The organism is Bradyrhizobium sp. CCBAU 45394 (assembly GCF_028128655.1).
In the GTDB taxonomy this organism is placed as follows: Bacteria; Pseudomonadota; Alphaproteobacteria; order Rhizobiales; family Xanthobacteraceae; genus Bradyrhizobium; species Bradyrhizobium diazoefficiens.
On the sequence record NZ_LBIX01000172.1, the window covers coordinates 300,864 to 314,889 of the forward strand.

Below are 14,026 nucleotides of genomic sequence, written 5' to 3' on the forward strand. Positions count from 1 at the left end.
ATGCGGATGCAGGATGTGGCCCCACAGGACTACCGCGATGCGATGGCCTGTCTCGGCGCGGCCGTCAACATCGTGACCACAGACGGCAGCGCGGGGCGCGCCGGATTTACCGCATCCGCCATTTGCAGCGTTACCGACGATCCGCCGACGCTTCTGGTCTGCATCAACCGCGGCTCCTCTGCCTACTCCAGCGTGACGCGCAACGAGGTGGTGTGCGTCAACGTGCTCTCGGCCCGGCATGAGCCGCTGTCCCGGCTGTTCGGCGGCAAGGTGCCCGCCGACGAACGGTTTGCCGCGGCCGCGTGGTCGACACTCGCAACCGGTGCGCCGGTGCTGGCCGACTGTTCCGCCGCGTTCGACTGCCGGATTGCCGATACCGTCAATGTCGGTACGCATGACGTGCTGTTCTGCCGCGTCGTGGCCCTGCAGAGATTCGGTTGCACCGACAATCTGATCTATTTCGGCCGCGCCTACCACACGGTCGGGGTGACCGATCCAGCCGAGGCTGGACCCGAATCCGCTCTTGACGCATCCTGAGGTGAGGCTGGCGATCGCCGGCCGTTCCAACAATCACCTCTGCGCGATGGACAAGAGCCGTCAACCGAACAAGCGCGTATCTCTCGCCGGGATGCACATCGACCGGGCGTCGGCTGTGCCGCTGCACTTGCAGATCGCGGCCCACATCCGGGGCTGCATTCTGCGCGGCGTCTTTCCGGCCGGAACGCAATTTCTGGGTTCGCGGGAGATCGCGCGGGAGCTGGGCTGCTCGCGCACGGTGGTGTTGACCGCGTGGGATCTGCTCTACGCCGAGGGCTATCTTGAATCGACCCCGCGCGGCAGCGTCATGGTGGCGTCAGTCGCAACACCGCACGCGGAGCCGCCGTCGGTGGCGTCGCCCGCGGCCGTGCCCGCCCATATGTCGAAGCGCTGGCAATCACTGCTGGCGTTCGATTACGAGACCAACTGGCCGTCGGAGTTCAGTCCCGGCGCACCTGATATCTCGACGTTCCCCTTCAAGGACTGGTCGCGCCTGCTGCGCCAGACCTGGCAAAATCCGAGGGAGCAGGAGTGCCTCGATCTCCCTCCCGAAGGCCATCCGCGCCTGCGCAGCGAGATCGCAAATTTCCTCGGCTCGGTGCGCGGGCTGGTCTGCTCGCCGGAGGAGGTCGTCGTCACGTCAGGCACATCGGGGGCGCTCGATTTCTGTAGCCGGATGATCCTCGATCCCGGCGACGAGGTCTGGGTCGAGGAGCCCGGCTTTGTCGAGGCCCGGTGGGCGCTCACGGCGGCCGGCGCAAAGCTCGTTCCGGTTCCGGTCGACGACAAGGGGCTGGTGGTCTCGGAAGGGATTCGACGCGCGCCGGGTGCCCGACTGATCGTGGTCACGCCGTCGCATCAATATCCCCTCGGCGTCAGCATGGGCCTGGAGCGGCGTCTCGAGCTGCTCGACTGGGCCAACAAGAACGATGTCTGGGTGATCGAGGACGACTACAATTCGGAGTTCAGGCACCAGGACAGCATGATCGCCTCCTTGCGTTCGCTCGATCGCGAGGGGCGGGTGATCTATTTCGGCACCTTCTCGAAGATCATGATGCCGAACCTGCGGCTCGGCTACATCGTCGCCAACAGGCGTTTCATCGAGGGCTTCTCCAAGGGCCGCGCGCGGATCGACGTTCACACCTCCGGCGTCGGTCAGCTCGCGCTCGCCGAATTCATGCGGGAGGGGCATCTGCTGCGGCACCTGCGCGGGATGCGCCGGGCCTATGCCACCAGGCGCAAGGCGCTGATCGATGCGATCGCCACGCTGATGCCTGACGATCTGACTGTGTCCGCGGCGGTGACGGGACTGCATCTGGTGGCGCTGTTCACCGAGGCGATGCGGGCGCGGATGAGCGACCGCGAAGCGGCTGCAAGCCTGAAGCAGGCTGGCATCCATGTGCAGCCGCTGTCGCAGAATTTTCTGGAGCAGCCGACGTTGCAAGGCCTGGTGTTCGGATACGGGCGGCTGCGCGTCGAGGATGCATCTCCGCTGCTTGCGAGAATCGCGGCTTGCATCGGCAGCGGCTCCCGCAATGCATCATCCGATCCGGCAATATCGTCTCGTACTGTTCGTACAATAAAGAGAGGCAGAGCCGATCGTGGTGCATAGCTCATAGGCACCCGACGATCCCGCAGCGCCGTTCGATCGCCTGCAAATTAGACAGACGATTTCAGACGTTCGGATTGCAGCGCAGCAGGAGTTGCGATTTGCCCGGAGAATTCCGTGGTGCGCTGCACGTTTTTCGCGTGAACCCGCTCGTGTTCGCGTGCACTCTCTGCGGGCACGACTGCACCAAAACGTGCAACAGGTGGCGCGGCGCACGGCGCCGGTCGCGCGCTGGTCTAGTGGTTTGCGACAACTCTGGCCCTATCCCGTGCCCATCGCTCTGTCGCACGCTCTCGGTCGGTGGCATGACAAGGGATGCATGATGAGCGCTCTGGTTTCGGCATTGGACGTTGCGATGAACGGCAAGGACCCGGCGTCCGGTTCGGACGTCACGCGTAGCTGATCCCTGCACATGAGCTCTTCCGAACATCACTGGGAAGTCGGCACCGATATCGGCGGCACCTTCACCGATATCATCGCGATCCGGCGCGACTCCGCGGAGGCGCGGATTGCGAAGGTGCCGTCGCGCCCGCAGGCGCCCGTTCAGGCGATGCTTGAGGCCATCGAGGCCGTCGGCCTGCGCAAGAGCGAGGTCAAGCGCTTCGTCCACGGCACCACCCGCGTGACCAACGCCATCGTCGAGGGCCGGCTGCCGAAGGTTGCGCTGGTCGCGACCGAAGGCTTTGCCGATGTGCTCGAGATCGCGCGCTATCGCCGCCGCGATCTCTATCGGCTCGACATTCCCCCGAAATCGCCGCCTCTGGTGCCGCCCGAACGATGCTTTGGACTCGCCGAGCGCCTCGATCACGAAGGCAGGGTGCTGAAGGCGCTTGAGGACGCCGAGATCGAGCGTCTGGTGGCCTGGCTCAAGCAGACCGGCGTTCAGAGCGTCGCGGTGGCCTTGCTGCACGCCTACGCCAATCCGGTGCATGAAAAGATTCTCGGCGAGCGGCTCAAGGACGTCGTCGCCCACGTCTCGCTGTCGCACGAGGTCAATCCCGAGGCGCGCGAATATGAGCGGACCTCGGCAACCGTGTTCAACGCGGCCGCGATGCCGATCGCGGTGGAATATCTCAGCGAGCTGGAGCAGCGGCTGCCGATCGGAGCCGGCCTGCAGGTGTTTCATTCGGCCGGCGCCATGATCCCGATTTCGGCGGTGAAGCGGCGGCCGCTGGTGATGGCGATGTCGGGTCCTGCGGCCGGCGTCTCGGCCTCGGTCAGTATCGCGCGCCAGCTTGGCACGTCGCGCATGCTGACCTTCGACATGGGCGGCACCACGACCGACGTGTGCCTGATCGTGGATGGCCAGGCCGAGATGACCGACGGCCGCATGCTCGGCGACAAGCCGCTGCGCCAGCCGATGCTCGCGGTTCATTCCATCGGTGCCGGCGGCGGATCGATCGTGCGCAACGGTCCCGGTGGCCTGACGGTCGGGCCGGAGAGCGCCGGCTCCGAGCCGGGGCCGGCCTGCTACGGCCGCGGCGGAGCCGAGCCCACCATCACCGACGCCAACGCCGTGCTCAGCTATCTCAATCCCGAGACCAAGCTTGGCGACCGCATCGGGATCGATATCAAGGCGGCCGCTGATGTCATCGCGCCGATCGCGCGTGCGTTGGGGATGAGCCTGACCGAAACGGCGCTCGGCATCATCAAGGTTGCGAACGCGACGATGGCGCGCGCGCTCCGCCGCGTCACGGTCGAGCGTGGCATCGACGGGCGCGATTGCACGCTGCTCGCCTTCGGCGGCGGCGGACCGATGCATGCTGCGGGTCTTGCCGATCTCTACGGGATTGCAGCGGTCGTCGTGCCGAGCGCATCGAGTGCGTTCTCAGCGCTGGGCTGTCTCACCGCCGATTTCAGCTTCCTCCAACAGCAGACTCTTCGCGCGGCGCTTGAAGGGATCGACTTGGCGCGCGTGTCGGAGCGGATCGGGACGTTGATTGATGATGCCTCGGCGCCGCTGATTGCCAACGGTGTCGCCAGGGCAGAGATCCAGGTCGAGCTGGTGGCCTTGATGCGCTATGCGGCGCAGAACGACGCCATTCCGGTGCCGTTCGCACTGCCGCTCGACGTGGCTGGGCTCAAGAAGGATTTTCTGGCGCGGCATCACGAGCTCTTCGGCTATGCGACGAAGGAGAGCTGCGTCATCGAATCCGTGCGGGTGCAGGCGCGCCGCCCGTCGACGACCGTCGTCAGTCGGCCGGCGACAGCGGTGAGGGCCGTGTCCTCAGGTACGCGCATCTGCTCGTTCGACGGCTTCCACGAGATCGCAACCGCGATCATCGACCGCGCTGCACTGACCGAAATCGTCAGCGGTCCGGCCATCATCGAAGACGCGTGGTCAACAGTGGTGGTTCCGCCCGGCTGGCAAGCGAGGCCAGACGCCGCCGGCAATCTGTTCCTGACGCGGAGGGCGGCATGAAGCTCGATCCGTTCGTCGTCGAAGTCATCAGGCACGGGTTGTCCGCCGCCGCCGAAGAGATGAGCCTGGTGATGACGCGCTCGGCGCGCTCGCCGCTGCTGCGCGAGGCCGGGGACCTGTCGTCCGCGATCACCGACGGTCGCGGCGGCCTGGTCGGGCAGGGCCGCGACATCCCGATCCATCTCGGCGCGATGGCCTACACGATTCCCGAGCTGCTGAAGGTGATGCCGCGCGACAGCCTGAACGACGGCGACGTGGTGATCTACAATGTCGGCGCGCTCGGCGGCAACCATCTCAACGACGTGAAGGTCGTGCGTCCCGTCTTCGTCGAGGGCGAGATCGTCGCCTTCGCGGTCAGCCTCGCGCACTGGCCCGACATCGGCGGCACCTGGCCGGGCAGCTATTTCGCAAAGGCCATCGACACCTTCCAGGAGGCGATGCAGATTCCGCCGGTGCTGATCGCAACCTCAGCCGGCGTCAATACGCCGATCGTGCAACTGCTCAAGGCCAACGTCCGCGACCCCGAGTCCTGCGAGGGCGATCTTTTGGCCCAGATCGCGGCGACCAAGGCCGGCGAGAAGCGCATCGTCGAGCTCTGCCGCGAGCACGGCAAGGCGGTGTTCACGGCAACGCAGTCCCGCCTGCACGATCTCTCCGAGATCGAGATGCGCGAGGCGCTGCGCGCGCTGCCGGATGGCGTCTACGAAGGCGAGGATTATCTCGACGACGGCAGCGCGAACAACGCGCCCGCGCGCATCCACGTCAAGATCACTATTCGCGGCGACGAGGCGACCTTCGACCTCTCCGGAAGCTGCGACCGCGTCTCGAACTTCTGCAACACGACGCCGTTCATGGCCCGCTCGGCCGTCGCCTATGCCGCGCGCATCATGAGCGGACGCGACATGAACCAGAATGCGGGTGCACTCCGGCCCCTGACCATCATCACGCGCCCGGGCTCGATCCTGGAGCCGGGCTGGATGGCTTCGGTCGCTGCCGGCAACCACGAGACGTCCATGCGCATCGTCGATGCGATCTTCCGTGCGATGCAGGACACCATTCCCGAGCGGCTGTCGGCCGGTGGCGCCACCACCGCGGGCGTCCTGTTCTTTGCCGAACCGCGACCGAACGGTTCATGGAAGATGCTCTACGAGGTCCATGGCGGCGGCGAGGGCGCCCGGCACAATCGCGCCGGCATGTCGGCAACCCGGGTGCATCTCTCCAACACCTCGAACACGCCGGTCGAGGTCATCGAGGCGAGCTACGCGATCCGCCTGGAGCAGCAGGCCATTCGCCGGCATTCCGGCGGCGCGGGGGCTCATCGCGGCGGTGACGGCTCCGTCCGCACCTATCGCATCCTGGCGCCGTCGATGCACCTGACCACCTGCATCGAGCGCATGGTGATTCCGCCATTCGGCATGCAGGGCGGCGAGGCCGGCAAGACCTGCCGTATCTCGCTGATCCGGCAGGGGGCGCATGTTGCGATCGACGGCAAATCAAATCTGGTGCTGCAGCAAGACGATCTCGTCACGATCGAGATGTGCGGCGGCGGTGGCTACGGCGCCGCGGCTGCGGAGTGAGGGGACCCGCGATGAGCAGATTGTTGCGAACCGGACTGAATGCGGGCGAGGCCGCGCCGATGGCCGTCGTCGGCGGCGAGGGCGTCTACTTCCACCTGTCCGACGGCCGCCGCCTCATCGACGGCAGCAACACCGGCGGCGGCCTCGGGCATCGTCATCCCGCGATGGTGGAGGCGATCCGCCGTGCGGCCGATACGCCGGTCGTGAATGAGGGGTGGACCTGGGTCGGTCGCGAGCAGGCCGCGGACGACCTGATGGCCACCGCGTTCGGGGGCGAAGAGGATTGGGTCGGTGCGGTCCGCTTCTGCATCAGCGGCAGCGAGGCCAACGACATGGCACTTTCGCTCTGCCAGGCGCTGACGCAGCGCTCTGCATTGGCGACGCGCGAGCGCGCCTATCATGGCATCACCGGCCTGTCGCGCAGCATGACGGTGCAGCCGCAATGGCATGGCGGGCTCGCGGTGCACTCAGGCGGTTCGCAGCTGCCGGCACCGATGGCGCCAGTACGGATTTTGCCGGCACCGAATGGCGCGATCTACGGCGCACCGGCCAATAATACGCCGCCGAGCGAATATCTGGCGGATGCCGCGCGTCTGCTCTCCGACACGGCGGCGACGATCATCGACTACACCCAAGGCGGCATCTACTACGACGGCGCCTATCAGGACGAGGTGGCGCGCCGCGCGCGGCAGGTGGGATCGTACTGGATCGCGGACGAGGTCGTCACCGGCGCAGGTCGCGCGGGCCGCTGGTTCGCGTTTCAGGGCGCGGAGAGCCGCCCCGATATCGTGACGCTCGGAAAGTCGCTCGGCGGCGGTGCGGCGGCGGTGGCCGCGGTCGTGGTGTCCAAGGACATCGTCGAGCGGCTCAAGGGCACGAGCTGGCAGAACTATGGCACGCTGCGCGGCCATCCGATCAGCATGGCGGCCGTCAGCGCCTATCTGAAGGTCGTCAGCGACGACAAGATTCTGGAGCATGTCCAAGAGCTCGAAAGGCTGTTCACCCGCCGCCTGCTCGCGATCGCGCAGAAACATCCGAGCGTGCAGCGCGTGGCGGGGCAGGGACTGCACTGGACGGTGGAGCTGCACGGCCCGGACTGGCGCACCTGGCATGCCGACACCACGGAGGTGCCGATCGCCTCGCGCGTGGCGGAGCGGGCGCTGGAAGCCGGCGCGGTGATCGGCACCAGCGGCGAGCAGACTTCGCTGTTCCTGGCGCCGCCACTCGTGATCTCCGAGCGCGAAGCTGAGCAGCTTCTGGATGCGCTCGACCACGGTCTCGACGTCGCGGACGAGGAGCACGGGTGAGTATAGATCACGCAGCATCCCGTCGTTCGCCGGCCTGGCCGGTGGATGAGCCCTGGCATCTCGCGATGCCGGAAGGGACGCTGTACGACGCGCTGGCACGCGCGGCGAACGACCGGCCGTCGCATCCGGCGACGGTGTTCTACGGTGCGAGCCTGAGCTACGCCGAGCTGCGTGAGCGTGTCGACGCGTTGGCGGGTTTCCTGCAAGGTGCTTGCGGCATCAAGCGCGGCGACCGCGTCATGATCGCGCTGCAGAACTCGCCGCAATATGTCATCGCCTATTATGCGGTGATGCGGGCGGACGCCGTGATCGTGCCGGTCAATCCCATGAACAAGACCGCCGAGATGGCGTATCTCGCCGCGGACAGCGGCGCGGAGGTCGCGATCATCGGCAGCGAACTGAGCGATGTGTTTGCTCCGCTGGTCGGGGATGCCATTGCGTATGCAATCGTCGCGCAGTATCGCGACGAGGTTCCGGTCGCCACGCCCTATACGCTGCCGTCCTGCGTGACCGAAGCGCCGTCGGAGATGCCGTCGTCGCCGGGCTGGCACTTTTGGTCGTCCGCGATCGCGCAAGACTTGCGGCCGGGTGCGATGGCCGCCGGGCCGGACGACCTCATGATCCTGCCCTACACGTCGGGGACGACAGGCAAGCCCAAGGCCTGCATGCACAGTCATCGCAGCGCGCTGTTCACCGCGGCCTTGCAGGCGCGCTGGTACGGGATCAACGGCGGCGACGTGATGACTGGATTCATGCCGCTGTTCCACGTCGCGGGCATGCAGGGTTCGATGAATGCTGCGATCGTCGCCGGCGCCACGCTGCTGTTGATGGCGCGCTGGGACAAGGATCTGCTGCCGGACCTGTTCGAAACCTATGGCGTGACGTTCTGGAACGCGGCCCCGACCATGATCGTGGACGTGCTCGCAAGCGCGCGGTTCCGCGACCGGTGTTTTGCGAAGCTGAAGGTGCTGACCGGCGGCGGCGCCGCGATGCCGACGGCGGTGGCCGAACGGCTGAAGGGACGCTTCGGTCTCGATTTCGTCGAGGGCTACGGCATGACCGAGACCATGTCGCCGACGCACCTCAATCCGATGGCGGCGCCGAAGCGGCAGTGTCTCGGCATCGCCGTGCAGGAGACCGACGCGCGGATCGTCGATCCCGAGAGCCTGATCGAGTTGGACGACAACGTCGTCGGTGAGATCGTCGTGCACGGGCCGCAGGTGCTGCAAGGCTACTGGAACCGCGCCCAGGCCAATGCTGAATCCTTCATCGAACTCTCAGGCAAACGGTTCCTGCGCACGGGCGATCTCGGTTATCGCGATGCCGACGGCTATTTCTTTGCGGTGGACCGCCTCAAGCGGATGATCAACGTCAGCGGCTTCAAGGTGTGGCCGGCCGAGGTGGAGGCGGCCATGTACCAGAACCGCGCCATCCGGGAGTGTTGTATCGTCTCGGCGCCGGACGATTATCGCGGCGAGACCGTCAAGGCGCTGGTGGTGCTGGACGAGGCGATGCGCGCGACGACGTCGGCGGACGATATCATCGGCTGGGCGCGCGGCGTCATGGCGAGCTACAAGGCGCCGCGCGCCGTTATCTTCGTCGATCATTTGCCGCGGACCGCGAGCAACAAGATCAACTGGCGACTGCTGCAAGACGCCGAATGGGGGCGGACCGCATGAGAAGGCGCCCGGCTGGAAATTCCGGACGCGGCTGCGCTATGCTGCCGGCGCCGGCAAATCGTTGAGGCTGCGATGTTCAGCTTCGTCCAAGAGGTCACCAGGAACCCGCTTATGCGTATCGTCAATGTTGCCGCCGCCCAGATGGGCCCGATTCAGAAAGCCGACAGCCGCGAGGCCGTGGTCAAGCGCATGATCGCGCTGATGGACGAGGCGAAAGCAAAAGGCGCCGATCTGATCGTCTATCCGGAGCTGGCGCTGACGACGTTTTTTCCGCGCTGGTACGTGGAGGACCGGGCCGAGTTCGACAACTGGTTCGAGCGCGAGATGCCGAGTGTGGCGACGAAACCGCTGTTCGAGCGCGCGGCGCAGCATCAGATGGCGATGAATTTCGGCTATGCGGAGCTGACGCCGGACGGCCATCACTTCAATACCGCCATCCTCACCGACAAGTCCGGCAGGATCGTCGGCAAATATCGCAAGATCCATCTGCCGGGCCATGTGGAATACGACACCAAGCGCTCGCACCAGCACCTGGAGAAGCGCTATTTCGAGCCGGGTGATCTCGGCTTCAAGGTCTGGCGTGAGCTCGGCGGCATCATCGGCATGGCCATCTGCAACGACCGGCGCTGGCCCGAGACCTATCGCGTCATGGGCTTGCAGGGCGTCGAGATGGTGCTGATCGGCTACAACACGCCGTCCGTCAATGCGGAGAAGAGCGAGGAGGGCGTCGAGAAGCGCCTGTTTCACAATCGCCTTTCGGTGCAGGCCGGCGCCTATCAGAATGCAACCTGGGTCGTCGCAGTGGCCAAGGCCGGCAATGAGGATGGCCACCCGCTGTTTGGCGGCAGCCTGATCGTCGACCCCAACGGCGAGATCGTCGCCGAGGCCAGGACTGAGGACGACGAGGTTCTGGTTCACGCCTGCGACCTCGATGCCACCACCTTCGGCAAGACCACGATCTTCGATTTCGCGCGGCATCGCCGCATCGAGCATTACGGCCTGATCACCAGCCAAACCGGCGCGGTGCCGCCGCCGGAAAAGTGACGCCGATGGCCGACAAGGGCACATCAGGCATTCCCTTAGCCGAGCTCGATCCGCGCGACCGCTACAAGCTGCTCTGCGGCGTGGTGGTGCCGCGGCCGATCGCGCTGGTGACGACGCTGGACGAGAACGGGGCGGTCAATGCCGCGCCGTTCAGCTTCTTCAACGTCTTCTCCGAGAGTCCCGCGCTGATCGTGCTGGGGCTTCAGCACAAGCCGGATCACAGCCCGAAGGACACGACCCGCAACATCCATCGCGACGGCGAGTTCGTGGTTCACATGGTGGACGAGGCGCTGTCGGTGGCGATGAACGACTGCGCGGTCGATTTTCCTTCCGGCGACAGCGAGGTCGCTGCGACCGGGCTCGCCACGCTTCCCTCGGTCGACGTGAAGGTGCCGCGTCTCGCTGCGGCACCCTTTGCGCTGGAATGCCGGCGCCATGTCGTGATGACGTTCTCGCCCGATCGCGAGCTGCTGGTCGGCGAGGTGCTCAGGGTTCACGCCCGCGAGGGCCTCGTCGACGAGGCCAACATGTATGTCGATCTCGACGCCTACCGGCCGATCGGCCGCATGTTCGGCAATCTCTACACGACGCAGCGGGACACGTTCGCACTGGTCCGCGAGAGCCACGCGCAATGGCGCGCGCGGCAGGACGCCAAAGAGCTGAAGGACGCCTAGTGAGCCGAGAACTGCACCGCTCCGAGCGCCATGGTGACGGCCGCCTGTGTCGGGTCGATCACGGGAATACGCAGCGCGTCTTCCAGCGGGCGGCGATGGCGCGCCATGCCGGCGCAGCCCATCACGATGGCGCGGGCGCCGTCCTCGTCGCGCAGCGCACGGCCGATGTCGATCATCTTGGCCAGCGTGCCTTCGCCGGACGCGGTCTCTGCAACACTCATGTTGAGCGGCCGCTCGCCGGCGAGGCGGTCGGTCAGTCCGATCTGCCTGAGATAGCGCATGTGCCGCGGGATCGAGCGCTGGGCGATGGCGATGACGCCAAAGGTTTCGGCGCGCGCCAGCGCCGTCAGCACGCCGCACTCCGCGATCCCGAACACGGGCCGGTCGGTGCCCTCGCGGCAGACCTGAAGCCCGGGATCGCTATAGCAGGCGATGACGAAGGCGGCAAAACTGTTGTCGCTTTCCACCAGCCGGCGCAGCGGCATCGCGACGCTGTCGACGTCGGCCTGGCTTTCAATGCCGAACGGACCCTCGGCCAGCGTCCGACAAACCACTTCCGGTCCGCCCTCGAAATCGAGCGGCTTCAAGGCGTCCTCCAGCCCCTGCGTGACGGTGGGGTTGGAGTTCGGATTGATGACGAGAATGCGCGGCCGGGGCATGATGGTCTTTCCAAGAAATTGCGATCACGTGCGTTGAGCCTATCACGGAGTGCCTCATGACTGAACCCACCTACGACCTGATCATTCGCGGCGGCCGCGTCGCGACCACGACTGACGTCTTCGAGGCCGACGTCGCCATCTCCGGCGAAACCATCGCAGCCGTCGGCCGCGGCCTTCCGGCCGCCAAGCGCGAGATCGACGCGCGCGGCAAGCTGGTGCTGCCCGGCGGCGTCGACAGCCACGCCCATATCGAGCAATTGTCCGCGGCCGGCATCATGAATGCCGATACGTTCGAGAGCGCGACCGTGTCCGCGGCGTTCGGCGGCACCACCACGGTGATCCCGTTCGCCGCCCAGCATGTCGGCATGAAGCTGCCGCAGGTGGTCGAGGACTATCACGCGCTGGCGAAGAAGGGCGCGGTGATCGACTACGCCTTCCACATGATCATTGCGGACGCGACCAGGGAGACGGTCGAGGAGCACATCCCGGCGCTGGTAAAGCAGGGGCATGCGTCGATCAAGATCTTCATGACCTACGACCGGCTCAAGGTCGACGACGAGCCGCTGCTCGACATCCTCCTTGCCGCGCGCCAGTCCGGCGCGATGCTGTGCGCGCACGCCGAAAACCACGGCATCATCGCCTGGATGGTGAAGCGCCTGCTCGCGCGCGGCTACACGCTGCCGAAATACCACGCCGTCAGCCACGCCCGTGTGTCGGAGGCCGAGGCGTTCACCCGGCTGATCGGAATGGCGGCGCTGATCGACCAGCCGATCATGATCTTCCATGTCTCCACCGCCGAAGGCGCCAAGGTCATCCGCGACTCGCGCGGGCAGGGGCTCAAGGTCTTTGCCGAGACTTGCCCGCAATATCTGTTCCTCACCGCTGCCGATCTCGACAAGCCCGGTGCGGACGGCGCCAAATGGATGTGCAGCCCGCCGCCGCGCACGCATGCCGACCAGGAGGCGCTGTGGCAGGCGCTGTCGCTCGGCGATCTCCAGACCATCTCGTCGGATCACGCGCCGTATCGCTTTGACGAGACCGGCAAGCTGCGCGCCGGCCCCAATCCAAACTTCAAGCAGGTCGCCAACGGCCTGCCGGGGCTGGAGCTGCGGCTGCCGCTCTTGTTCGACGCGATGGTCTCGAAGGGCCGGCTCGGCTTGGAAAAGTTCGTCGAGCTGACTGCGACGGCGCCGGCCAAGATCTACAATCTGCATCCGCGCAAGGGCTCGATCGCGGTCGGCGCTGACGCCGATATCGCGATCTGGGATCCCAATCGCGAGACCGTGATCGCCGACGAGATGATGCACGACCTCGCCGGTTACACGCCGTTTGCCGGGCGGAAGCTGAAGGGCTGGCCGGTGTCGGTGCTCTCGCGCGGCCGCGTGATCGTCGAGGGCAACAAGTGCCTCGCAAGCGCCGGCAGCGGAAAGTTCCTGGCGCGCAGCGGCGGCGAGGCAGCGAAGCCGACGGGCCGGCTGGTCGCGGACATGGATCCGGAACGGAATTTCGGAGCAAAACTGCTGTGACGGTGGATCGCGCGCGATGAAGATCGTCATCTTCGGCGGCACCGGCTTTGTCGGCCTCAATGTTGCCGAGGTGCTGCTTGCGCGCGGCCATGAGGTGACGCTGTATGATCGTAAGCAACTTCCGGCTGGCGCGGAGCGGTTCTTTGCTGACCACCGGGAGCGGCTCTCGATTATTCAGGGCGAGATCACGGACATCGAGAGGATCGACGCGCTGGTAAAGCAAGGCTTTGATGCGATCATCCTTGGCGCTGCCATAACCGCCGGGGACCAGCTCGAGCGGACCACGACCTCGAGCATCCTCGAGATCAATGTGATGGCTCAGATGCCGATCCTGAGCGTTGCGATCCGCCGTGGCGTTCGGCGCGTGATCAATCTCTCCTCTGCGTCGGCCTATGGTGCCGCGGGGCAACGCTATCCGGTACTGGACGAGGAGACGCCGTGCGATCCCGTCTCATTTTACGCGATCAGCAAATTCACGTCAGAGAGATCCGTGGCGCGGCTTGCCGAGTTGTGGGGAGGCGATTTTCTGAGTGTGCGGTTAAGCGCCGTGTTCGGTCCGTGGGAGCAGATCGGGAAGGTGCGCGATACGCCCAGCCTCCAGTTCCAGATCCTTGCTGCGTTCGCCCGCGGCGAACCGGCCCTTCTCCCTGCGCCAGGCATCAAGGATTGGACCTACGCGCCCGACGCCGCCGAAGCGGTGGCGGTGCTGATCGAAGCCGAGCGGCCACGCCACCGGCTCTACAACATCTCAAGCGGCGCAGCCTGGTCCGCGCTGCAATGGGGTGAGGCGTTCGCAGCCCTTCATCCCGGGCTGGAGTGCCGGCTCGCGTCACCCGGAGAGAAGACCTTCATCAAGCTCCACGGCGGGGATCGTGCGCCGATGTCGGTCAAGCGGATGGCCGATGAGTTCGGCTGGCGCGCCCGGTTCGGCTGCGTGGAGTCGGCCGCAGCGATGAGCGCCTGGTGGATGCAGCACAAGGAAGGGATCTGAC

The 14,026-nt window shown here is 66.0% G+C and carries 11 protein-coding genes; 10 read left to right on the forward strand and 1 reads right to left on the reverse strand.

Annotated features, from left to right (window positions below):
- Positions 1–6: 6 nt before the first annotated feature.
- The 8 genes from WN73_RS31000 to WN73_RS31035 all read left to right on the forward strand — a co-directional run bounded on the left by WN73_RS31000 (position 7) and on the right by WN73_RS31035 (position 10,849).
- Complete coding sequence (locus WN73_RS31000; RefSeq protein WP_038966016.1) at positions 7–537, forward strand: flavin reductase; 531 nt, start codon at positions 7–9, stop codon at positions 535–537.
- On the forward strand, positions 524–2,149 hold the full coding sequence (gene pdxR, locus WN73_RS31005) for a MocR-like pyridoxine biosynthesis transcription factor PdxR (RefSeq protein WP_271556045.1): 1,626 nt from the start codon (positions 524–526) through the stop codon (positions 2,147–2,149). Before WN73_RS31000 ends, pdxR begins: the two co-directional genes overlap by 14 nt.
- A 409-nt stretch (positions 2,150–2,558) precedes the next feature.
- On the forward strand, positions 2,559–4,568 hold the full coding sequence (locus WN73_RS31010) for a hydantoinase/oxoprolinase family protein (RefSeq protein ID WP_028172077.1): 2,010 nt from the start codon (positions 2,559–2,561) through the stop codon (positions 4,566–4,568).
- Positions 4,565–6,145: a hydantoinase B/oxoprolinase family protein gene (locus WN73_RS31015; RefSeq protein ID WP_028172076.1), complete on the forward strand. Its 1,581-nt coding sequence runs from the start codon at positions 4,565–4,567 to the stop codon at positions 6,143–6,145. Before WN73_RS31010 ends, WN73_RS31015 begins: the two co-directional genes overlap by 4 nt.
- A gap of 11 nt (positions 6,146–6,156) precedes the next feature.
- A complete protein-coding gene (locus tag WN73_RS31020; protein ID WP_028172075.1) occupies positions 6,157–7,452 on the forward strand; it encodes a class-III pyridoxal-phosphate-dependent aminotransferase in 1,296 nt (431 codons plus the stop codon).
- A complete protein-coding gene (locus WN73_RS31025; RefSeq protein ID WP_028172074.1) occupies positions 7,449–9,131 on the forward strand; it encodes a long-chain-fatty-acid--CoA ligase in 1,683 nt (560 codons plus the stop codon). The genes WN73_RS31020 and WN73_RS31025 overlap by 4 nt, the downstream gene beginning before the upstream one ends.
- A gap of 111 nt (positions 9,132–9,242) precedes the next feature.
- The gene (locus WN73_RS31030; protein WP_028172073.1) at positions 9,243–10,175 is read left to right on the forward strand and encodes an N-carbamoyl-D-amino-acid hydrolase; all 933 of its coding nucleotides are present in this window, start codon (positions 9,243–9,245) and stop codon (positions 10,173–10,175) included.
- Between the two features lie 5 nt (positions 10,176–10,180).
- Positions 10,181–10,849 carry a flavin reductase family protein gene (locus WN73_RS31035; RefSeq protein WP_171463751.1) on the forward strand — a complete coding sequence of 223 codons (669 nt, stop codon included), beginning with the start codon at positions 10,181–10,183 and terminating at the stop codon, positions 10,847–10,849.
- Here WN73_RS31035 and WN73_RS31040 read toward each other — a convergent pair.
- Positions 10,846–11,508 (reverse strand): aspartate/glutamate racemase family protein, encoded by a 663-nt coding sequence (locus WN73_RS31040; RefSeq protein WP_028172072.1) that lies wholly within the window; start codon positions 11,506–11,508, stop codon positions 10,846–10,848. The genes WN73_RS31035 and WN73_RS31040 overlap by 4 nt on opposite strands.
- A 56-nt stretch (positions 11,509–11,564) precedes the next feature.
- On the opposite strand from WN73_RS31040, the gene hydA reads away from it, so the two are divergent.
- Positions 11,565–13,034, forward strand: coding sequence for a dihydropyrimidinase (gene hydA / locus WN73_RS31045; protein ID WP_028172071.1), 1,470 nt, complete (start codon positions 11,565–11,567; stop codon positions 13,032–13,034).
- Positions 13,035–13,050: 16 nt separating this feature from the next.
- Positions 13,051–14,025 carry an NAD-dependent epimerase/dehydratase family protein gene (locus WN73_RS31050; RefSeq protein ID WP_028172070.1) on the forward strand — a complete coding sequence of 325 codons (975 nt, stop codon included), beginning with the start codon at positions 13,051–13,053 and terminating at the stop codon, positions 14,023–14,025.
- Position 14,026 lies beyond the last annotated feature (1 nt).